At 62.4% G+C, this 21,227-nt stretch carries 18 protein-coding genes; 12 read left to right on the top strand and 6 right to left on the bottom strand.

The window, feature by feature from the left end:
- The first annotated feature begins 2 nt into the window (after window positions 1-2).
- Window positions 3-560: a GTP cyclohydrolase I FolE gene (gene folE, locus R3E82_09550; GenBank protein MEZ5551120.1), complete on the top strand. Its 558-nt coding sequence runs from the start codon at window positions 3-5 to the stop codon at window positions 558-560.
- Between the two features lie 277 nt (window positions 561-837).
- On the opposite strand, the gene R3E82_09545 is transcribed toward folE, so the two are convergent.
- Both R3E82_09545 and R3E82_09540 read right to left on the bottom strand, forming a co-directional pair.
- On the bottom strand, window positions 838-2,076 hold the full coding sequence (locus tag R3E82_09545) for an MFS transporter (protein ID MEZ5551119.1): 1,239 nt from the start codon (window positions 2,074-2,076) through the stop codon (window positions 838-840).
- Window positions 2,073-2,975 (bottom strand): SDR family oxidoreductase, encoded by a 903-nt coding sequence (locus tag R3E82_09540; GenBank protein MEZ5551118.1) that lies wholly within the window; start codon window positions 2,973-2,975, stop codon window positions 2,073-2,075. The genes R3E82_09545 and R3E82_09540 overlap by 4 nt, the downstream gene beginning before the upstream one ends.
- Window positions 2,976-3,221: 246 nt before the next feature.
- Between R3E82_09540 and R3E82_09535 the strand changes: the two genes are divergently transcribed.
- From R3E82_09535 to R3E82_09515, 5 genes are all read left to right on the top strand, one after another.
- A complete protein-coding gene (locus R3E82_09535; protein MEZ5551117.1) occupies window positions 3,222-4,487 on the top strand; it encodes an MFS transporter in 1,266 nt (421 codons plus the stop codon).
- 1 nt (window position 4,488) lies between these two features.
- Window positions 4,489-5,253, top strand: coding sequence for an MBL fold metallo-hydrolase (locus R3E82_09530; GenBank protein MEZ5551116.1), 765 nt, complete (start codon window positions 4,489-4,491; stop codon window positions 5,251-5,253).
- 129 nt (window positions 5,254-5,382) lie between these two features.
- Window positions 5,383-6,279, top strand: coding sequence for a recombination-associated protein RdgC (gene rdgC / locus R3E82_09525; protein MEZ5551115.1), 897 nt, complete (start codon window positions 5,383-5,385; stop codon window positions 6,277-6,279).
- Window positions 6,276-6,854, top strand: coding sequence for a hypothetical protein (locus R3E82_09520; GenBank protein MEZ5551114.1), 579 nt, complete (start codon window positions 6,276-6,278; stop codon window positions 6,852-6,854). Before rdgC ends, R3E82_09520 begins: the two co-directional genes overlap by 4 nt.
- Entirely contained in the window at window positions 6,854-8,350 is a 1,497-nt protein-coding gene (locus R3E82_09515; GenBank protein MEZ5551113.1) for a hypothetical protein, read from the top strand. The genes R3E82_09520 and R3E82_09515 overlap by 1 nt, the downstream gene beginning before the upstream one ends.
- Window positions 8,351-8,354: 4 nt before the next feature.
- Here the strand turns inward: R3E82_09515 and R3E82_09510 are convergent, their stop codons facing one another.
- A complete protein-coding gene (locus tag R3E82_09510) occupies window positions 8,355-9,380 on the bottom strand; it encodes an MBL fold metallo-hydrolase (GenBank protein ID MEZ5551112.1) in 1,026 nt (341 codons plus the stop codon).
- A gap of 183 nt (window positions 9,381-9,563) precedes the next feature.
- Between R3E82_09510 and R3E82_09505 the strand changes: the two genes are divergently transcribed.
- Complete coding sequence (locus R3E82_09505) at window positions 9,564-10,142, top strand: YSC84-related protein (protein MEZ5551111.1); 579 nt, start codon at window positions 9,564-9,566, stop codon at window positions 10,140-10,142.
- On the opposite strand, the gene R3E82_09500 is transcribed toward R3E82_09505, so the two are convergent.
- Both R3E82_09500 and R3E82_09495 read right to left on the bottom strand, forming a co-directional pair.
- On the bottom strand, window positions 10,102-10,866 hold the full coding sequence (locus R3E82_09500) for a methyltransferase domain-containing protein (GenBank protein ID MEZ5551110.1): 765 nt from the start codon (window positions 10,864-10,866) through the stop codon (window positions 10,102-10,104). The genes R3E82_09505 and R3E82_09500 overlap by 41 nt on opposite strands.
- Before the next feature lie 20 nt (window positions 10,867-10,886).
- A complete protein-coding gene (locus tag R3E82_09495) occupies window positions 10,887-11,909 on the bottom strand; it encodes an isocitrate/isopropylmalate family dehydrogenase (protein MEZ5551109.1) in 1,023 nt (340 codons plus the stop codon).
- 54 nt (window positions 11,910-11,963) lie between these two features.
- Between R3E82_09495 and R3E82_09490 the strand changes: the two genes are divergently transcribed.
- Window positions 11,964-12,770, top strand: a complete 807-nt coding sequence (locus R3E82_09490; protein ID MEZ5551108.1) for a hypothetical protein — start codon at window positions 11,964-11,966, stop codon at window positions 12,768-12,770.
- Here R3E82_09490 and R3E82_09485 read toward each other — a convergent pair.
- Complete coding sequence (locus R3E82_09485; GenBank protein MEZ5551107.1) at window positions 12,767-13,981, bottom strand: serine hydrolase domain-containing protein; 1,215 nt, start codon at window positions 13,979-13,981, stop codon at window positions 12,767-12,769. The two genes, R3E82_09490 and R3E82_09485, sit on opposite strands and share 4 nt — an antisense overlap.
- Before the next feature lie 320 nt (window positions 13,982-14,301).
- Between R3E82_09485 and R3E82_09480 the strand changes: the two genes are divergently transcribed.
- The 4 genes from R3E82_09480 to R3E82_09465 are packed head-to-tail and all read left to right on the top strand — an operon-like array spanning window position 14,302 to window position 20,791.
- The gene (locus tag R3E82_09480) at window positions 14,302-16,713 is read left to right on the top strand and encodes a CoA transferase (protein ID MEZ5551106.1); all 2,412 of its coding nucleotides are present in this window, start codon (window positions 14,302-14,304) and stop codon (window positions 16,711-16,713) included.
- A 41-nt stretch (window positions 16,714-16,754) separates the two neighbouring features.
- Entirely contained in the window at window positions 16,755-17,873 is a 1,119-nt protein-coding gene (locus R3E82_09475) for a TIGR03857 family LLM class F420-dependent oxidoreductase (GenBank protein MEZ5551105.1), read from the top strand.
- Window positions 17,873-18,940: a phosphotransferase gene (locus R3E82_09470; protein ID MEZ5551104.1), complete on the top strand. Its 1,068-nt coding sequence runs from the start codon at window positions 17,873-17,875 to the stop codon at window positions 18,938-18,940. Before R3E82_09475 ends, R3E82_09470 begins: the two co-directional genes overlap by 1 nt.
- A gap of 39 nt (window positions 18,941-18,979) precedes the next feature.
- A complete protein-coding gene (locus R3E82_09465; GenBank protein ID MEZ5551103.1) occupies window positions 18,980-20,791 on the top strand; it encodes an amidohydrolase in 1,812 nt (603 codons plus the stop codon).
- Window positions 20,792-21,227: the final 436 nt, after the last annotated feature.

Below are 21,227 nucleotides of genomic sequence, written 5' to 3'. Positions count from 1 at the left end.
CAGTGGACAACTATAAAGCCTTGCTGGAGGCCTATACGAAGATCGTTGCGAGTGTGGATGATCTCAATCGGCCGGGTGTGGCCAGCACACCGAAACGCGCGGCGGTGGCGATGCAGTTCCTCACCCGGGGGTACGAGCAGAGTCTCGAAGAGGTGGTCAACAACGCACTGTTCCCCACAGACAACCGGGAAATGATCATCGTGCAGAACATCGAGCTCTACTCGCTGTGCGAGCACCATCTGCTGCCCTTCATCGGTCGCGCCCATGTCGGTTACATACCGGACGGCAAGGTGCTGGGCCTTTCCAAAGTCGCGCGCATTGTCGACATGTTCGCCCGGCGCCTGCAGATCCAGGAGCAGCTCACTTTCCAGATCGCGGATGCGGTGCGCAAGGTGACGGGAGCCCAGGATGTGGGGGTGATCATCGAAGCCCAGCACCTGTGCATGATGATGCGCGGAGTGGAAAAGCAGAACTCCCAGATGAAGTCCTCTGCGATGCTCGGCGCCTTTCAGGAGAATCCTTCGACCCGGGCGGAGTTCCTTACGCTGCTGCAGCGCTGATACTCGCTGGGGCTGTTTTCGGAACGGATTTCGAGGCCGCGAGGGGGTGTGGCGGACCTACGCTCGGGCCCTCCGGGCTTCCCTCGATTGGCGGAGTTGCCTCGCGCAAAGCCGCGAGTCAATCCGCCTCACTCGGCCTCGCTCCACGGTCCGCCACACCCCCCTCGCCACCCCGGCTTCGAGATGGATCCGAGACAGCTCAGCGAGATCTGCTCGATTGCTCGCAAGATCCAGCCAAGAAACTCGGAAAGATTTGCCTGGCGTGGACGCGGATGGGCTATCGTGCCCGCTCCCGAAACCCCAGCGCGGCGAAAGCAGCCAGCACATAGAGCCCCAGAAAGATCATGAAGGCCGGATCGTAGCTGCCGGTGGTATCGAATATCCAGCCGGCCAGTGGCACACCGATGATCTGCAGCGGGAACATCGCCGGTCGCAGCCGACCCATCGCCTTGCCGAAGCGGTTGCGGCCGAACATCTGGCCCACCAGCGCACCCTGGAGGGGGACTACCCCACCCATGCCGTAGCCGAACAGCGCAGCGCCGAGGGTGAACAGCCACATTTTGTCGGTCTGGAACATCAGCAGCTGGCCGCTGATCTGGCAGGCGATGGTGAACCAGACTGCGTGACGGGCGCGCCAGTAGTCGGAGAGCCAGCCGAAGGACAGCTTGCCGAAGATGCCGAGTCCGGCGCACACCGACATCACCATAGAGGCCGCCTGCAGCGAAGTACCCGAGTCGGTGATACGCGGCACCATGTGGGTGAGGGTCGCGCTCTGGCAGCAGAACAGCAGTCCCACCACGGTCACCAGCACCCAGAAGTTCCGCTCTTTGAGGATCGGGTTTGTGGAACTTTCGGCGGCGGCGATGTGTGCGAAATCCTTGCCGCTCACTTCCGTGAGCTGGCCGTCAGGCAGCAGATCCACATCCTCAGGTCTGGAGATCACCAGCTTCAGCACCAGAGGCAGCACGATGAGCCCGGTGAAGGCGGCGTAGAGCATGAATCCTTCGCGCCACCCGTAGTTGTCGATGAGTGCGGCGCTGATGAAGGGCATGACCACTCCGGACGCGGAGATTCCCGTGGCGGCGATGCCCAGCGCCATACCCCGTTTGCGCACGAACCAGTTCGCCACCAGCTTTGCGGTTGCCAGGCCGCCCATCGCGCTTGCGCCAAAGCCGATGAACAGGCCGATCGCCAGATAGAATTCCAGCGGCGAACGCACGAAACTCAGCGCGATGAAGCCCATGGTCATGAAGCCCGCACCCAGCGCGATGATGCGTTTCAGCGGATAGCGATCCAGCGCATTGCCGAGCAGCGGAGCGGCGAGCGCGCCGACGGTGGCGGTTATCGTCAGTCCGAGTGAGACACCGAGGCGTGAGCCACCGAACTCTTCTGCGATGGCCTTGAAAAACACGCCGTAGGAGTAAAAAAAGAAGCCGACGGCGACGAAGTCGACAAAGAAGGCAACGGCGACCATGCGCCAGCCGAGAAAGCGGACGCGGGGATTCGAGGAAATCACTCCCTGGGGAGATGCGGGTTGCCGAAGATGGCCCGCATGGTGTCCGCAGTGCTGGTCGGGTGGCTGGCATCGGAGAAGTCGTTGATCTTCTCCCAGGCTGCCTGGACATCGTCCGGCGAGAAGCCGGTGGGTGGAAAATAGGCGCCCTGACTGCGCTCCCAGCGCACGCGCCCGATCCAGCCTGCACCGACTTCGAACAGTCCGCCGGTGGCATCACAGCTGTCGTGACACAGCCAGGCGACCAGGGGGCTGACCACCTCGGGGCGCAGCAGCGCCATGGCCTTCTCGTCCATCACCGTGCCCATCAGCCTCGAAGCGGCGATGGGGGCGATGGTGTTTGACGCGATGCCTTTCGAGCGGCCTTCGATGGCCAGGGTCTGGGAGAGCCCGTGCAGAGCCAGTTTGCAGGCGCTGTAATTTGCCTGTCCGAAATTACCGTAGATGCCTGCAGCCGAGGTCGTCATTACGAAGCGGCCACTGCCCTGCTCGCGCATGTGGGGAAATGCCGCGCGACTGACCTTGTAGGCGCCTTTCAGATGTACGTTGTAAACCAGGTCCCAGTCCTCGTCCGTCATCTTGTGAAAGGATTTGTCGCGCAGAATGCCGGCGTTGTTGACCACGATGTCGATGCGGCCGAAGGTGTCCAGCGCGCATTGCACGATCCGATCACCCTCGGTCACTGAATCTCCGTTGGCGACAGCCTCGCCACCAGCGGAGGTGATCTGCTCGACTACCGAGTCCGCAACGCTCGAATCGCGGCCTTCACCGGATCCGGAACCGCCGAGATCGTTGACCACCACCCGCGCCCCGAGGGAGCCGAGCAGGAGCGCGTGGGAACGGCCGAGCCCATTGCCGGCGCCGGTGATGACGGCGACCTTGTCTGAAAAATCGAGGGCCATGCCGTGCTCCTGGTGGTCGATATTTGGTCTGAGGCTGCCTGGCAGCCTGTTGTATAAGTCTCGTTTGCTCAGCGCGCCCTCCGGGAGGCTCTGGCGCGCGCGCTGACTACGTTGCACCTCTCGGCAAGGTCACCAACATTGCCTTCGAGGTGCGTCTTGCCAGCCCGCGCGCCAGAGCCTCTGAGCTTTCGAGACTTATCCAACAGGCTGCTAGTATGTGCAGCCAGAGAGGGAGTCACAACCCGCATGGCGGAACAACAGAAGGCGGACGACCAGGCGCACGGCGCACGCTCCCTCATCTGGCGCAGCGCCCCGTTCCGGGCTTATCTGGGATCCACCGCTTTTTCCGGTATGGCCTTTGCCATGCAGTATCTGCTGATCAGCTGGCTGCTCATCGGCGTGCTGCTGCTGCCGGCCGATCAGGTGGGTGTGCTCCAGGCGCTTATGGGCGCACCAGGCATTTTCATCATGCTCTGGGGTGGTGCGAGCGCGGATCGAACAGATCCCCGCGGGCTGCTCATCCGGGTCTATGCCCTGGCGCCCCTGCTGCCACTGCTGCTGCTCGTCGTGGACGGGGCGGGCCACCTCAACGTCTGGACCGTCGCGGTCTGGGGTCTCGGCATGAGCGTGGTGAGTTCATTTTCCGCACCCGCCCAGCAGGCGATTCTCAATCGGGTTTCCGGTGCCGCCGTGCAGCAGGGAGTCTCTGCTGCCACCGCGGTAGGATTCCTGGTACAGATAACCGGTCTCGCAGTGGCCGGGCAGATGGAGACGGTCGGACTCGGCACGGTGCTGATCGTGCAGGCCGCCTGTCTGGCGATCGGCGCTCTGGCGGTGCGACGCATTGCCGCGGTGGCGACACCACCTAATCCCAACCCCACTTCGGCTCTGCGCACCATCACTGCGGGCCTGAAGGCGACCCTGGTGCACAAGGTCATCTTTCACCTGCTCACCATCAATTTCATCTCCTCCATCTTCAATGCCGGCGCCTTCATGACCGTGTTTCCCTACATCATTGCGCGGGTCTACCAGGGCGACGCGATTCTCCTGGCGATCATGATGGCGGTGTTTTATGCAGGGGCAACCTTTGCCAACATCCTGATGTTCCGCTTCATGCCCTTTGCCCGTCCGGGTCGACTCTTTCTGATCATGCAGCTGTCGCGCATCGTTGTGCTCTATCTGCTCTGGATAGAGCCCGGCTGGTGGCTGCTGATCCTCGCCACCCTCGGCTGGGGAGTGAACATGGGCTACACCACCACCCTGGCACGCACCATCGTTCAGGAATCCGCAGCACCGGAGTATCGCGGACGGATTCTGTCGGTATTCACCCTGGGTATGATGGGCAGCGCGCCTATCGGCGCCATCGCCCTGGGTGTGGTGATCGAGATATTCGGCACCCTGAATGCGCTGCTGCCCGCGATGGTGGTTTCGCTGCTGCTGTTCTGCTACGGCGCCTTCACGCCAGTATGGGGTTACCGGTCGCCGGCACAAAGCTCGAGTCCCGGAGGCTGAGGTGCAGATTGCACAGCGCTGGTACGAAAGAAAGACGCTTGCGGACGGCCTGACCCTGCTCCTGGAACCCCACGTGCATCCCTTCCTGCGCTGCAATATCTGGCATCTGCGCGGCAGAGACCGGGACCTCCTCATCGATACCGGGCTGGGTGTGAGTTCGCTGCGCGCAGAGATCCATGATCTGATCGACAAACCGCTGACCGCCCTGGCCACCCACATCCACTATGACCATGTCGGCTGCCTGCACGAGTTCGATGAGCGTCTCATGCATCGCATCGAGAGCGACCGGATGGCCGATTATCGGGAATTCGCGACCCTCTCCGGCGCCGACTTCCCACCCGCCGAGCGCGCGCTTTTCGAACAGGCTGCCCCCATCGGGGAATGGCTGATTGATGCGCTGCCGGATGCGGAATTCGACCCGGCCGCCTATACAGTGGCTCCGACCACCGTCACCCGCGCCCTGGACGCGGGTGAGATCCTGGATCTGGGTGACCGACACTTCGAAGTGCTGCATCTGCCGGGTCATTCCCCCGGCAGCATGGGCCTGTGGGAAGCGGCCAGCGGCACCCTGTTCTCAGGCGATGCGATCTATGACGGGGTACTGCTGGACGAACTGCCGGACAGTCACATCGCTGACTACATCCAGACGATGAAGCGACTGCGGGAACTGCCCGTTGTCGCCGTACACGGCGGACACGAGCCCAGTTTCGGGCGCGCCCGCCTGATCGAGCTGGTGGACGACTATCTGGCCCTGCGGGATGGCTGAAGCCGTGACAGGCCCGGTTCACATCCGGATAATGGCGCGCTTTGCGAGCGGATCCCCTCCGGAACCGGTGCCGATCACCCAGGATCAGCGCCGCGTGCCAGGGATTTCGACGATCAACCGGTAGTTCCAATGTTCAGAAATCTGCGTCTTTACCGGGTTCACGGCGACTGGCCGGAATCCGAGGAAGCCCTTTCCGGCCGCCTGCTCGAAGTCCCTTTCAAACCCTGTGGTGCCTACACCGAGCGCAGCGCTGGATTCGAAGCCCCGGTGGCCGGTAATCCGGAGAACCTGGCCCGGCGTGTAGCGGGTGCAGATCTTTTCCGTCTGCGCGCCCAGACCCGCCTGCTGCCGAATGCGGCGGTCAACGAAGCCCTCGAGGATCGGGTGGAAGCCTTTGTGTCCCGATCCGGCCGGGAACCCGGACGTCGGGAGAAGCGCGACCTGAAGGATGAGGTCATCGCCGAGCTCATGCCCAGGGCGCTGCTCAAATCCGATCGGATCTGGGGACTGTATCTGCGTTCGGAAGGCCTGCTGGGCATCGACACATCCTCAGAGACCTACGCCGAGCGCTTTCTCGACAAACTTCGCTCGGCCTTCGGCAGTCTCGAGGTCATGCCGCTGGGATTCAAAGAGTCTGTCGGCCGTCTGATGAATCCGGTGTTTCTCGGCAAAGGACCGTCTTCCTTCGTGGTCGGACGTGAGTGCCGCATGAAGGATCCTTCGGTGGGCACCACCTCGGTGAGCTGGATGGACGTGGATCTGGGTGATCCGAGTGTGCAGAAACACGTGCGCGATGGTTTCAAACTCGACCGGCTTGGCATGACGTTTGATGAAGTGGTGAGCTTCGTGCTCGATGAAACACCCATGCTGCGCAAGATCAAGTTTGTCGGCATGGCAGCAACGGAAGAAGGCATCGAGCTCGACGAAGATCCGATTGCGCGGCTGGATGCTGAATTCGTGCTGCTCACCGGCATGCTGCAGCGGCTGATGCAGGCGATGAAGAAGCAGCTGGGTGGTTATGCGTGAGTAGCGCAGGAGACAGGACGACGCCGGGTGACAGACGCACCCGGAACCTGATGTTCGTCATTGCCGGACTGCTGGTCATCCTGGGTGTGCTGCTCGTCTGGCTGATGACGGTACCGGAACCGGCCTACGTGTCCGGTGTCGCGCATCCCGAACAGTCGGGAATGAGTGTGGGCGGAGAACGCGGCGAACGCCTCGGCAATGCCGGCCCCCTGCTGTTCTGGCTGCAGAGCTGCATTCTGCTGCTGATACATGCACTCATTGCCCTGGGTGTCGCACCGAGGCATCGAACCCCATCCTTCTGGGGCCTGCTCGCTGCCATTGCCGCGGTCTCACTCGCCGTCTGGTGGAGCATGTACGAAAGCTACATGGACTATCTGCACACCGGTGTTGCGCCTGCGGTATTCGGCTTTCCTCTGCCTACCTCACTTGCCCTGTTCGGTGTGCCCTGCGGCGGCGCTCTGCTGTGTGTGTTCTATGTCTGGGGGTTCCGGCGCTTCATCTACTCCGAGGCGGATGAGGCGGCCTACGAAAAGCTGCGGGCGGAAACGGGTCAACCCCGGATCCCGGAACACTGATGGAGGCATTTCGTACCGAAATCACCATCGGCTTCGTTGCCGTGTACATGCTCTTCTGTGTGGTGGTGGGTGTCTGGGCCATGCGTCGCACCCACAACAGCAGCGATTTCTTTGTGGCCGGCCGCCACCTCGGACCGCTGGTGGTGGCACTGGCTGTTTTTTCGAGCACGCTTTCCGGGTTCGGCTTTGTCGGCGGACCGGGCCTCGTCTATTCGAGTGGCTTGAGTTCGCTGTGGATGGTGATCGTCGCCGGTTTCGGCTACGCCCTGGCATTCTTCCTCGTCGCGAAACGGATCCGCATGATCGCTGGAGTGCGTAACGCGCTCTCTCTGCCGGACATCGTTGCCGCCCGCTACAACAGCGAGTGGGCGCGCGGACTCACTGCGGTCACCATTCTGCTCGGTGTGATGGGGTATCTGGCCACCCAGATTCTGGCGATGGCGCTGGTTCTGCAGTCGGTGCTCAGTGCGACCGAGATCTTCGCCGGGATCTCTCTGGTGACCTGTGTGGCGCTGTCGCTGGGTGTACTGATTTTCTACAGCGTAACCGGTGGGATCATTGCCTCGGTGTACACCGACGTACTGCAGGGCACCATCATGGCCGTAGCCGGTGTGCTGATCCTGGCTGCTGCGGCCAGCGTCTATGAGGGCGGCCTGCCCGAAGCAGTCGGAGTCATCGCCGCGGACGACGGTGAAGCCGCGATGCCTTTTGGCACCCTGGGACTGGTCACCGCGATCGGCTGGGGGTTCGTCTTCGGTCTCGGGCTGGCCGGTCAGCCTCATCTGGTGACCAAGATGATGATGAACCGGAAAATCTCCGACAACCGGGTGGTTTTTCCGGTGAGTCTGCTGGGCTACGGACTGGCCGCACTGCTGTGGTTTGCCATCGGCATCATCATGCGGGCGACGGTACTCGATGGCAGTACACCACCGCTGCTGGCGCCGGATGAAGCCGCCCCGGTATTCCTGGCCACGTTCGCCCACCCGCTCCTGGCCGGTATTGTGTTTGCGGCATTGTTTGCCGCGATCATGTCCACCTCGGATGCCTTCCTCAACATCGGCACAGCGGCGGTCATTCACGACATTCCCAATGCCATTCGCGGTCGCAGCATTGAAAACGAACTGTTCTGGGCACGGATCGTGACCGTGTTGATCACCCTGGTGGCTGCCGCATTCGCGCTGTATTCCTACTATGGCAACGACCGTCTGGTGGCCCTGCTGGGTGCTTTCGGCTGGGGAACCTTTGCTGCAGCGCTGGTGCCAGTGGTGGTGTTCGGACTCAACTGGAAACGCGCCACAGCCAGAGCCGCCATCGCCGCCATTGTGGCGAGCCTCCTCATCAATTTCGGGGTGGAGATTTTCTCGCTGCACCTTCCCTTCGGCATCAGCGGGCCCTTCCTCGCGATGACCACGTCGATGCTGCTGTTTGTGCTGATTTCACTGGTTGATACCAGGCCGAAGCTGGCGCCGGACATAGAGAGAATTCTCGATCTGTGAGAACTCAGTAGCGGATGATGTCGTTGCTGTGCGCCGGCAGATCGAAGGTCATGCCGTCTTCGGTCAGAATTACACCGGCTGGCAGATCCCGGGTGAATACCTTCTCGAGGAGAAAATTCATCGGTGGTGGCACCAGGTGATAGAGGGCCAGCTGCTGCACGCCCGTTGCCTTCAGTAACCGTTCCATGTCCGATGTGGGTGCATGGTAGTCGGGAATGTCGTGAAAGATCTTTGACACTCGATTACCGGCAGTGGCCTCTTCCAGCGAGGCGATGATGGGAACCGACAGGGCATCCTGAAGCAGCAGATCTGCATCGGTGGCGGCTTCGATGAGGCTGTCGTTGACCAGGGTGTCACCGCTGATGACCACCGAACGCCCGCGATAGTCGAAGCGATAGAGGAGGGCCGGTTCGACCGGAAAGTGGTCAGCGCTGTAGGCGGTGATTACCAGATCGTCTTCTTCAGTCACCAGGCCCGGTGCCACGATCCGGGATTGCATGAGGGCGAGTTCCGGGGGCAGCAGTTCAGCGCCGTGATGGGCCACCCGGTAACCGGTGTCCAGGGCATAGGCGGCGTTGAAGCCCTCGACAACCTGGCTTACCCCGACGGGACCGTAAACGGTCAGCGGGTCCGGTCGGCCGGCCACCCAGGAATTCAGATTGAAATCGGGCAGGCTGGCGATGTGGTCCGAGTGGAAATGGGTGAGCAGTACACCACGCAGTTGCGACAGGTCGATCCGCGCCAGGCTCAACGTGCGGGCGGACCCCGCACCCGCATCCACCAGATAGAGTCTGTTGCCTGCCCTGACCGCGACACAGGCCTGGGCCCGGTCGGGTGCCGGAAGCGGCGAGGAGGTGCCGCACATGAATACACGCAGGCCGTCGAAATCGGGGCCCGGTACGGTGGCAATCCCTGCGGCCATGAGTCTTTTGAGCAGAAGATCCTGCACCGCGGGCACATTCACCAGTGCGGCACCGAGGAGAATCAGAATGCCGAATGGAATCAAAAGGTACTTCAGCAGTCCAACCATCGCGTGAATTCCGATCGACGGGGTGAGGGCGAACGATACCCTAGTGGCCTGTAACAGGCATTTCCGGAGTTCCCGCAGCCCGCGCTGCGATTCGGAAATGCCTGTTGCAGGCTGCAGGATCCACTCGAGTTCTAACTGTCGACCGGAGGAGGTAAGATGCGCCCAGTTTTCAAGGAGGACACGATGTCCCTACGGATTACATTGACAGCCCTGCTCATGGTGCTTGCCGGCACCGTCCATGCAGATAAATTCACCGATGCTGCGGATCTGTTCCGCAATGCCGGGGCCAGTGCACCCTTCTTCGACGATGCATACGGGTATGCGATATTCCCGACCGTAGGCAAGGCGGGATTCATCATCGGCGGTGGCCGGGGTACCGGTCGGGTGTACGTGGCAGGAGACCCGGTGGGTGAGACCACGCTTACTCAGCTCACCGTTGGACTCCAGGCGGGTGCGCAGGCGCACAGCCAGATCATTTTCTTTCAGGATGACCGGGCCTTCAGAGAGTTCGCCCAGGGGAACTTCGAGTTCGGTGGTCAGGTGAACGCCACCATAGTCACTGCCAGCGCCCAGGCGACCGCGGCCACCACGGGTGCGGGTGCCGGTGCCAGCGGAGGACGCAAGGATGCGGAAGTTAAAGGCGGCTACTACAAGGGCATGGCCGTATTCATCATCGCGACCGGTGGGCTGATGTTCGAAGCGAGTGTGGGTGGACAGAAATTCAGCTACCGGCCAATCGACCACAGTCTTTCGACTCAGTAGGGAGCTCATCCGCTGCCGGTTTCCGGTAGCGGTGTACAAAGCGCGCGGTGTTCCCGCGCACTTCGGCCTGGAAGACCGGTATGTCGAGGGGATCCCGGGGGTTGCTGAGCAGTTGCGAGGCGCCTTCGAAGCGGAATCCCAGGCGCTGCATCTCGGTGCAGACAAATACCGGGTCCACCCTGTGTAGAACCTGTGCCGCCGCCGGGCCGGTACCGGCCCGGGCGACATGATCGACGATTCCGAATATGCCACCGGGTTTCAGCAGCCGGTAGAGTGTTTTCAGCGCCGGATCCGGTGCGATGCGCCAGCCATGATTGGCATAGTAGAAGTCGTGGAACACCTTCACGAGCAACACCAGGTCGAGACTCGACCCGGGAATCAGCAGCTGGTCCAGGTCCTGCACCAGAGGCTCGACGTTCGGCAGTCGTCCAGCCGCCAGACGCTGCTGCATCCGCGCCAGGGACCTGGCTGAACCCAGGCTGTTGTGAAGGTAGACGTGGCCATCGCGCCCGACGATGCCGGCCATCACCTCGCTGTAGTAGCCGTCTCCGGCAAAGACATCCAGTGCCCGCATACCGGGTTCGAGTCCGATGAAGTCCAATACCGCAAAGGGTTGACTGCTTCTGTCGCGCTCGAGGTCCGCCGCGCTGCGTGCCGGGGATGCCTCTGTCCCCGCGGTTGCGCCGAGCAGCAGGACGGCGGCAACGACAATCAGCGGTCTCATGATGGGTGACCGGAGGATTGCTAGAGCCTGGCGATGACCGCATCCGCAAACGCATCGGTACCCAGTTCGCCGCCGAGGTCCCGGGTTCGGGCGCCGTCCAGCAGGGCCTGGTCGTAGGCTTTCTTGATACGGGCGGCGGCCCTGGAGAATTCGGGTTGCTCATCCACCTCTGCCAGGTAGTTGAGCATCATCACCGCAGACATCAGCAGGGCCAGGGGATTCGCAACTCCTTTGCCGGCGATATCCGGCGCTGAGCCATGCACGGCTTCGAAGATGGCTGCGTGATCACCGAAGTTCGCACCCGGCACCACACCGAGCCCGCCGACCAGTCCGGCGCACAGGTCACTCACCACATCTCCGTAGAGGTTTTCCAGCAGCAGGATGTCGAACTGGCCGGGATTCTGCACAAGGCGCATGGAGCCTGCATCGATGATGGCCGTTTCGTACTCGATGTTCGGATACTCGTGTTTGTGCACCTGATCCGCACAGCGCAGAAACAGACCATCGGTCATTTTCATGATGTTGGCTTTGTGGAATACGGTGATTTTTTTACGCTGGCGCTGAGTGGCGAAGCGGAAGGCCCAGTGTGCGATGCGCAGACAGCCTGCTTCGGTTGCGACCTTCATGCTCATCACCACACCGGGGGTGATCTCGTTTTCCACACCGCTGTACAGGCCTTCGGTATTTTCCCGGATGATGATGATGTCCACGCCGTCGAAGCGGGTTTCCACGCCGGGCAGATTCCGCACGGGCCGCACGGCTGCGTAGAGTTCAAAACGTTTGCGCAACTGCACGTTCACCGAAGCGAACCCATCGCCGACCGGGGTCGTGCAGGGGCCCTTCAACGCCACCGAATGATGTTCGATCGCTTCGATGGTGCTTTCAGGCAGGACGTCTGTGCCTTCCTCCAGGGCAGCCAGTCCGGCGTTTCTTCGGACCCAGTCGATGGAAACTCCGGCTGCGTCGAGAACCTTGAGGACCGCATCGGTAATCTCGGGTCCTATTCCGTCGCCCGGTATCAGCACGACCTTGCGTTTTGGCATGAACTCTTTCCGCTGGAATGGCAAAGTGCAAGACTACCACGCAGGAGGTTGCGTATGAGCCGGGACATGAAGTGGCGGGAGCCGGAAGCAGGCTTTGAGTATGAGCCTGACGAGGTGCTGGTGACACCCGAATATCAGCACGAGAAGCTCCGCGCGTGCGGAATCTCTCCAGAGATTTTCGGCGGCTGCGTGGATCCTTCCTTCTATATCGGTCTTGGCATCCATGCCGGTATCCGCAGTGGTATCAGCGCAGAAGGCAACGTCAACATGCTGCAGTCGCTGGTTCAGTACCGACCGGTTGCGCTGGGTGAATCGCTCAGGGTATGCGGGGTGATTACCGCCGTCACGCCGGTACCCCGAGGCTGGACGATCGATACCGATGTCTGGTTCGAAGACGCCCAGGGTGGGCGAGTCATCGGCGCCCGGCGCCGCTCCCTCAAACCGGATCCGTCAAAGACGGGGACTTCCGGCGCAGGTGACCGCCCGCAACCGGTGATTGAGGCGGAAACGAAACTGCAGACCCTGGCCCGGCATCGGCTCACACCAGAGCAGGTGGTGGCTTACAGTTCCGAAGGCAACAGCATTCATTACGATATGGCGGCCGCCAACCGCGCCGGCTTCCGTGCGCCACTGATCGGCGGCGGGATGGGCGTGCATTATCTGATGGCCGCTCTCTGGTCTCAGGACGTACCCGGTCTGCTGGATCTGGATATCTTTTTCCGACGCCCGATTTTCTGGGATGAGACCTTCGAGGTAGCGATCAGCGCGGAGCAGGACGCGATCTGTCTGCGCCAGGCGGACAGTGGCAAGGTGCTCACCGAGGCACGGATCAATGCCCGGAGTAGCGCAGAGGCTGCCTAATCCTCCATCGCTCCGTAGAGGATGTTCTTCAGCTGACCGCGGAAGTTGAAGGTGGCCGAAGGCATGAGCTGAGTCATGAACACCGCCGCAAGGTCTTCCTCCGGGTCCACCCAGAAAATGGTCGAAGCAGCACCTCCCCAGTAGTAGTCGCCTTCACCGATCCCGCCCGCCGCAACAGCATCCAGGGTCATGGCGAACCCCAGACCGAAGCCCACGCCTTCGTAGGCGGTTTCCGAGAAGGCACCGATGGCCAGGTCTGACAGCTCACCCTCGCCGGGCAGGTGATTACGGGTCATCAGATCCAGGGTGCGGGAGCCGATGATGCGCTGGCCGTCCAGTTCGCCCTGACCACGCAGCATCTCGCAGAATCTCAGGTAGTCGGCCGTCGTACCGGTGAGTCCGCCGCCGCCGGAAAGGAAGCTCGGCGCCTGGGCGTAGCTGGACTGCAGAGGATCGTCGATCAGTTCCAGGCTCTTATCCGGGCGTCGCTGATAGTTGGCAGCGAAGCGCCGGGTTTTTGCAGCATCGATGTGGAAGGCGGTATCCCGCATGCCGAGTGGTTCAAACAGGTGTTCTGCGAAGTAGCGATCCAGTGTCTGCCCGGACAGCACTTCGACCAGTCGACCGCAGACGTCGGTTGCGTAGGAGTACATCCAGCGTGTCCCCGGTTCGAAAAACAGCGGCAGCCGGGCGAGCTTGTTGGTGAAGGTCTCGAGGGTTTCCCCGTCGTCCCGGCGTACGCCCGCTTTGCGGTACAACCTGTCGACCGGATGTCTTGTCGCACCATACGACAGTCCTGCTGTATGGCTGAGTACGTGGCGGAATGTCACCGGCCGGGTGGCCGGCTGCAACTCCATTTCCTCGCCCTCTCCCGACACATAAACCTGCTGATCCCGCCAGCCCGGCAAAACCCGATGAATCGGATCGTTCAGCTGAAACATGCCCCGTTCGTAGAGCTGCATGAGTGCGATCGAGGTAATGGGTTTCGTCATCGAGTAGATCCGGAAGATGGTGTCATCTGCCATGGGCAGCGCCCGCTCCCGATCCCGCAGTCCGAAATTCCGCCAGTAGGCGAGTTCACCATGTCGCGCCACCGCCACCTGGGCACCGACGATCCGCCCGGTGTCGATGTAGTTGCGCTCCAAATGCTCGGTAATCCGCTCCAGCCGCGACGCCGAAAACCCCGCTGCTTCCGCCCTTACTTCCCGCATGATTCTCGCCCTCGCAATGAGCCGCCGAGCCTATCAACCTGAATGAACACTGTCACGAACCGCCAACCAGAACCGAAGATCCAGCAGGCCGGTGGTGGACAGGGGTGTGCTCGGACCGTGTAGCGCAGCGCCGCGGCAGCGGATTGACCCGCTTCGGGGCAAGTCCGCAGAGCGGCGGCACCCGGGACGGGCTGCGCGAGGTCCGAGCACACCCCTGTCCACCACCGGCATCGATGATCTCCCGTGGGTTGGGTGGTGGGTCATGGAGTTTCAGTTCGGGTTAGTTATTGACTAGAGTAGTGATCGGGGAGGAGTTGAGCTTGAAACCGACATTTACGCTGGATGGAATTCGGGTACTCGATCTGGGGTCGAGGGTGTCGACGGCGTGGTGCAGCCGGTTGCTGGCGGATTTCGGGGCGGAGGTGGTGTGCGTCGAAGATGAGGACGGGCATCCGCTGCGGAGTCATCCGCCGTTCGACAGGGCGGGCGCGAGTATCGCGGCGCGGTATTTTCTGGCGAACAAGGCCAGTGTACCGGCGACCGCTCCAGCCAAGGCGATCGATGCACTGGTGGGTAGTGCGCACATCGTGGTGACCAATGCACTGCCGGGCGATGCGCTGGATGCGGCTGCGATCCTTGCGCTGAATCCGCGGGCGCTGGTGTGTGCGATCACCGCGCATGGGCAGGATGGCGAACGGTCGCGGCTGCCCGGTAATGATCTCACTGCGAATGCGCGCTCGGGGTGGGCGTCGGTGAACGGGCTCAAAGACCGTTCGCCGCTCAAGGCCAGTGGCTATCAGGCGTCCTGCCAGGCGGGCATGCTGGCCTTCGGGAGTGTGCTCTGCGCACTCACAGAACAGCTTGCGAATGATGCTCCCGGGCAGATCATCGATGTGGCTGAACTCGAAGTCCTGGTTTCGACCGCTGCACCCGCACCGCTGCGCTATCAGTATTCAGGATTTATCTGGCCCCGCAAGGAAGCCCGGGATGTCAACGATGGACCGGTGCCGGTCGCAGACGGCTTCTTCGCGTTGACGATCTCCCGTCCGGTGTTCTGGATCAAGGCGATGCGCATTCTGGGGCTGCCGGATCTGGCCGATGACAAGGAACTGCAGCAGGCCGGACTGCGGCCGAAGCTGAAAGAGCGATTCGCGGACAGACTCTCTGCGGCACTGTCAGGGTGGAAACGCATGGCGCTGTTCGAGGCGCTGGGAGCTGAGCGGGTGATTGCCGGTCCGGTTCTGCGTATGGATGAACTGGGCAGCAATCCCCAGTTTCTGGCCAGGTCTTTTTTCCGGGAAGCTCCTTCAGGGTTGCGCTATCCCGGACCCTTCGCCCGCATGGGACGCAGCGCCTGGCACGTCGAAAGGGAAGCGGTCCCGGCGGGCGGTTGTGCACCCCGCTTTGAAACCGACGATGTGATCGGCACCCGACCGGTTCGGCACGGAGCAGACAGCGGCGCAACAGGCGGCGGTCCCCTGAGTGGATTCCGGGGCCTGGTGCTGACCCAGGCCTGGGCGGGCACCTATGCCACCGAACTGCTGGCGCTGCTCGGGGCAGAAGTCATACAGCTCGAAGTGCGGGGGCGACTCGACAGCTGGCGTGGCACCTATCAGAACCCGATTCCAAAGCGACTGCAGGAAGCCCCGAACGCGAAACATGCCTGGAACCTGAGTCCACTCTACAACTCGGTCAACCTCAACAAAGAGTGCATCACCCTGGATCTGAGTACACACAGAGGGGTTGAAATCTTCCGCGGACTGGTTGCGCATGTGGATTTCGTTGCGGAGAATTTTTCCCCCCGGGTGATGGGTAACCTGGGGCTCGACTACGACTCGCTTGCGCAGATCCGGCCCGATCTGGTGATGGCGAGCCTGTCGGCCTATGGGGCGACAGGGCCCTGGTCCAGGGTGCCGGGAATCGGCGGTACCATCGAGCCTTCTTCCGGCATGTCCGCGCTGCTCGGCTATCCGGACGGCGATCCGCTCAATTCCGGACAGATGTACCCGGACCCGGTGGCCGGTCTTTGCGGTTTCGCTGCCATCGCGCTGGCACTGCTGCATCGGGACCGCACTGGAGAGGGGCAGTACATCGATCTTTCGATGCAGGAGGCGAATTTTACCTTCATCGGCGATGCCTGGCTTGAATATGCCCTGAACGGATCGGTGCGCGGCCCTCAGGGAAACCGTCATCCGCTGCATGCTCCCCAGGGGATATACCCTGCGCAGGGTGAAGATCAGTGGATCGCCATTGCGGTAGAGTCGGATACCCAGTGGGACGAACTCTGTGATCTGCTTGCGCTCGAAGGCTTCCGCTCCTGTCTGGCAGGCGAAAGAAAGATCCGGGAGGCCGAGCTGGAGCAGGCCATTGCAGCGGTGACGCGGGGGTTCGATAAACGGGTGCTGACTACCGAACTGCTCAATCGGGGAATCCCCGCAGCGCCGGTGCTGGATGCGCAGGAAGTGGCAGAAGACGTGCTGCTCCGGGCGCGCGGACACATGGTGCGGGTTGAACACGAGGAAGCAGGCAGTCACTGGCAATCGGGTGTACCCGTGCACTACTCCCGGACACCGGGTGTGGTACGTTCCGCGGCTCCGCTGCAGGGGCAGCACTCCTTCCGGGTGTTCGAGCGTCTGCTGGGCATGTCCGCGCAGGAGTACGAATCCCTGGTGGCCGCGGAGATCAGCGGCAGCGGACCGACCGCCGCCACCAGTGTTGAAAATCAGGCGTGAGCAGACAGCGGTAACATATCGCGCAGGGAAGGTAGACGAGTATGACAAGTGCAACATCACAAGCCAGCAATCCTGATGAGCGAATGGGCGAGATCGGCTTCTACACGCTGGCAGGGGCACCGAAATCGCCGCGGGATCTGATTGACGAGGTGCGGGAGGGTGAGCGGCTCGGGGTGGGCTCGGTATTCATCTCCGAGCGCTTCAATGTCAAGGAGGCTGCGACCCTGTCGGGCGCTGCGGGGGCTGTGTCTGAAGAAATCGGCATCGCCACCGCGGCCACCAATCACAATACCCGTCACCCGATGGTGACTGCCGCCTATGCCATGACCATGCACCGGCTTACCGCTGGCCGTTTCTCCCTCGGACTCGGACGCGGAATCGGCCCGGTCTTCGATGCCTACGGACTGCCGCGCATCACGACAGCCCAGATCGAAGACTTCGTGGCACTCATGCGGCGTATCTGGCGGGGTGAAACCGTGGTAGGCCACGACGGTCCGGCCGGGCGCTTTCCTTACCTGTCGTTGGGTCCGGAATATCACGAGCATATACCGATGACCTTCACCGCCTTCGGTCCGAATTCACTCGCCCTCGGTGGTCGCGCCTTCGACGCGGTGGTGCTGCATACCTTTTTCACCGATGAGACCACCGCCCGCTGTGTGCAGGCCGTGCGCCGGGCAGCGGAGGCCGCAGGTCGGGATCCCCGGTCCGTGCGTGTGTGGTCCTGTTTCGCCACCATAGGCGACCATCTGCCGTCTCCGCTGCGGCTGAAAAAGCTGGTCGGACGGATGGCAACCTACCTGCAGGCCTATGGTGATCTGATGGTTGAAACGAACCGCTGGGATCCAGCCGTGCTGGCGCGATTCCGGGCGGATGATTTCGTGCGTACCTTCCGGGGCGCCATCGACGGCCTCGCGACCACCGAACAGCTCGAACACGTGGCCACCCTGATTCCCGAAGGGTGGCTTGAAGCCGCGGCCACCGGCGATGCGGCGGCCTGTGTCAGAAAAATTCAGGCACAGTTCGATCTGGGCTGCGACGGCGTGATTCTGCATGGGGCCACACCTGGGGAACTCGCGCCCATCCTGTCCGAGTACCGGCTGCGCCGGGAAGCGGGTCGGTTCGAACGACTGCCCGCCAATCCAGGGGGAGCATTGCTCTGATGTCGGTGATTCCAACTGCTGACAGCATTGATGCGGATTTTCTCACTCGGGTGTTGCGGAGCGAAGGCTTCCCTGACGTTACGGTGGACATCACCGGTGTAACGCAGATCGGCACCGGCCAGATCGGTAAGTGTGTCCGCTATACACTGGATGTCCACCAGGATCCTCACGCACCGCAAACGCTGGTTGGCAAATTCCCCTCGGATGACCCCTTAAGCCGGGCTACCGGTGTCCAGCTGCGCAACTACATCAAGGAAGTGGCTTTCTATCGTGAGCTGAAACCCCGTCTGAGCATCCCGACACCCCGCTGCTTCTACGCGGACATCCAGGGCGAAGGCCCCGAGTTCGCGCTCCTGCTCGAGGATCTTGCCCCGGCGCAGCAGGGTGATCAGCTCAAAGGCTGTTCTCCAGCCGTCGCGCGTGCAGCGGTGCTGGGGCTCGTGGGTCTGCATGCTCCGAGCTGGTGTGATGCGTCGCTGCGCGGCATCGACTGGCTGGGTGAGCCGGATGAGGCGGGCAGGGAGATGCTGCTCGCCCTCTACCGTGCGCAGCTTCCCGGGTTCCTCGAGCGCTACGGTGCGCGATTGAGTGCGGATGAAGCCGCCCTGATTGCAGCGGTGGGCGATTCACCGAATGTGCTGGGGCGACCGCTGTGCGAGCCATTCTCACTGGTTCACATCGATTACCGGCTGGACAATCTGCTGATCGATGCGTCTACCGAGCCCGCGACGGTCTATACCGTTGACTGGCAGAGCGTCACTCTGGGCAATCCCATGACAGACGTTGCCTACTTCCTGGGCGCCGGGCTGCTGCCGGAAGTACGGCAACCCGTGGAGCAGCGCCTGGTTCATGACTACCATGCGGCACTCGCTGCAGCCGGTGTGTCCGATTACGGGTGGGACGACTGCTGGCGTGATTATCGGCGCGCCGCCTTTGCCGGATTTCCGGTCACGGTGGTTGCATCGATGCTCGTCCAGCGTACCGCTCGCGGAGACGAGATGTTCACTGCCATGGCCCGGCGCCATGCACGTCATGCGCTCGATCTGCAAGCCGACGAGTTTCTCTAGAGCGGATTCGATTTCAAGTTGCTCTCTAAGGATGGATTCATGCCTTCGCGGATATCTGCTTCGACGCTGCTCCTGACGACGATTTTTCTGCTGACTGCCTGTGGTTCGGAAACCGGCTCCGGACAGGCCCAGCCGGCTGCCCATACACCTGCTGCAGATCTGCTGCTGCACAACGGTCGTGTTTACACTTTTGCCTGGGCGGATCCGGACAGAGAAGGCCGCCCGGCTGCGGATGCACCGGTCGCTGCAGACGGCTGGGTGCCGGACGCCGAAGCGGTGGCCATCCGGGCAGGTCGCATCATGGCGGCAGGCAGCATGGAATCCCTCGGTACTCTGCAGGGCGCTGAGACTCTGGTCGTGAATCTCCAGGGCGCCACCGTCATCCCCGGTCTGGTGGAAAGTCACGGGCACTTTCATGAGCTGGGGGAGCAGGCCGAGCGGGTCGATGTGAGCACAGCGACCACTACCGCGGAGATGGCCGCACTGGTCGCTGCCCGGATTCCCGAAACGGCACCCGGTGAATGGATTTTTGGCGGTGGCTGGGATGAAGGCGCCTGGGCGGATGCCTTACCCACCCGTGCCGAGCTGGACGCTGCAGTCCCCGATCACCCCGTGCTGCTGAAAGGCAGACGCGGCTTCGGCGTCCTCGTCAACGCTGCGGCACTGGATATCGCCGGAGTCAGCGCAGAAATGCCTTCTCCTTCCGGCGGCGAGATTGTGAAGGACGAAGCCGGAGATCCCACCGGGGTATTTCTGAACCGTGCCCAGGCACTGATCAACGATGTGATTCCGGAACCCACCCTTGCGCAGAAAGAGCGGCGTCTGCTGGCCGGGCTCAATGCGATGGCCCGGGCCGGTTACGTGGACGTGCACCATGCCGGTGTCTATGGCGACTACATGCCGGCGTATGAGTCCCTCGCCAGCGCCGGGGCACTGCCGGTCCGGGTCGAGATCATGCTCGCCGCCCGTCCTGAGAACATGGCGCTGATGGAGAAATGGATCGCTCTGGGCCCCACCGCCGATCCGGAGGACTTTCTCCAGGTCCGGGCGGTGAAGGCCTACTACGATGGTTCTCTCGGTTCCCGGGGCGCCCAGCTGATCGAAGATTATTCTGACCAGCCCGGCCACCGCGGCGTGGCAGGGGAAGCTTACGGATTTCCCGAAGAGGTGGTGACCCGGGCCATGGCGGCTGGTTTTCAGGTCGGCGTGCATGCGATCGGTGATGCGGGCAACAGGGCCGTGCTCGACTTCTATGAGCGGGTGTTCGAGCAGCATCCCCGGGCGCGCGATCTGCGGCATCGGGTCGAACATGCCCAGATCATTCACCCGAACGACTTTGCGCGCTTCGGCGAACTGAATCTGGTGGCATCCATGGAGCCAGGTCACGCGGTGGAAGACAGCCCCTGGGCCGAAGCCCGTGTCGGCCCCCAGCGCATCCGCGGCGGCTATGCCTGGCGCACCCTGCGGCGGAACGGTGCCGGCCTCATATTCAACTCGGACCTCAGTGGTACGGACTACGACATCTTCTACGGACTGCACTCTGCGGTCACCCGCAAAACCCGGGACGGGGAGCCGCCGGCAGGCTGGTATCCGGAGGAAGCGGTGACTATGGAAGAAGCACTGCGTGCCTACACGGTCTGGCCGGCGCGTGCTTCGGGCCGCGAGTCGCTGACCGGCACAATCGTTCCCGGCAAATGGGCGGATATCACTGTGCTGTCGATCGATCCCTTCGCGGTTGCAGGCGCGGATCCGGCCGGGCTGCTGAACGGCGCGGTGCTGATGACGGTTGTTGATGGGCGGGTTGTCTACAACGCACTCGATGGGGAATCGAAGGGCGGTGTTTCGGAATAGGCCGTTGAGTGCGTGGGTGCGGGGGGTGTGCGTGCGGGGCTCGCTTGGCGGCTCCGCCGTACCCTCGGTTGATGGATTGCCTCGCGGGGAACGCGAGTCAATCCATCGCCCTCGGCCGCGCTACACGCCCCGCACGCACACCCCCCGCATCCTCGCCTGAACGGTCTTCCGAGACGCCGTTCGATCCCCGTCGGGCTGGGGTTCAGCATCGGCTTACACGACACCGTCGGATCCGTTTAAGGGTGGCCGGGTACCATCGATTTCGAATACCGTCGGATACTCGCGAGAACATCGAGAGTCGGGGGTGGCAGAGGGGATTGCGGATCGTGTAGCGACGCGGAGGGCGGCCGATTGACCCGCCTCGGGGCAAGCGGCCAACCGACGGCAGCCCGGAGGGCCGGAGCGAGATCTGTAATCCCCTCTGCCACCCCCGACC

Source organism: Pseudomonadales bacterium, assembly GCA_041395945.1.
GTDB lineage: Bacteria > Pseudomonadota > Gammaproteobacteria > Pseudomonadales > Azotimanducaceae > SZUA-309.
This window is presented reverse-complemented; position numbering and strand designations above follow the sequence as displayed.

Excerpts from the sequence above, each read along its gene's own strand:
- R3E82_09465 (MEZ5551103.1), top strand. The coding sequence starts at position 18,980 with ATGCCTTCGCGGATATCTGCTTCGACGCTGCTCCTGACGACGATTTTT.
- R3E82_09475 (MEZ5551105.1), top strand. The coding sequence starts at position 16,755 with ATGACAAGTGCAACATCACAAGCCAGCAATCCTGATGAGCGAATGGGC.
- R3E82_09500 (MEZ5551110.1), bottom strand. The coding sequence starts at position 10,866 with ATGAGACCGCTGATTGTCGTTGCCGCCGTCCTGCTGCTCGGCGCAACC.
- R3E82_09470 (MEZ5551104.1), top strand. The coding sequence starts at position 17,873 with ATGTCGGTGATTCCAACTGCTGACAGCATTGATGCGGATTTTCTCACT.
- R3E82_09495 (MEZ5551109.1), bottom strand. The coding sequence starts at position 11,909 with ATGCCAAAACGCAAGGTCGTGCTGATACCGGGCGACGGAATAGGACCC.
- R3E82_09490 (MEZ5551108.1), top strand. The coding sequence starts at position 11,964 with ATGAGCCGGGACATGAAGTGGCGGGAGCCGGAAGCAGGCTTTGAGTAT.
- R3E82_09540 (MEZ5551118.1), bottom strand. The coding sequence starts at position 2,975 with ATGGCCCTCGATTTTTCAGACAAGGTCGCCGTCATCACCGGCGCCGGC.
- R3E82_09535 (MEZ5551117.1), top strand. The coding sequence starts at position 3,222 with ATGGCGGAACAACAGAAGGCGGACGACCAGGCGCACGGCGCACGCTCC.
- R3E82_09510 (MEZ5551112.1), bottom strand. The coding sequence starts at position 9,380 with ATGGTTGGACTGCTGAAGTACCTTTTGATTCCATTCGGCATTCTGATT.
- R3E82_09485 (MEZ5551107.1), bottom strand. The coding sequence starts at position 13,981 with ATGCGGGAAGTAAGGGCGGAAGCAGCGGGGTTTTCGGCGTCGCGGCTG.
- rdgC (MEZ5551115.1), top strand. The coding sequence starts at position 5,383 with ATGTTCAGAAATCTGCGTCTTTACCGGGTTCACGGCGACTGGCCGGAA.
- R3E82_09515 (MEZ5551113.1), top strand. The coding sequence starts at position 6,854 with ATGGAGGCATTTCGTACCGAAATCACCATCGGCTTCGTTGCCGTGTAC.
- R3E82_09505 (MEZ5551111.1), top strand. The coding sequence starts at position 9,564 with ATGTCCCTACGGATTACATTGACAGCCCTGCTCATGGTGCTTGCCGGC.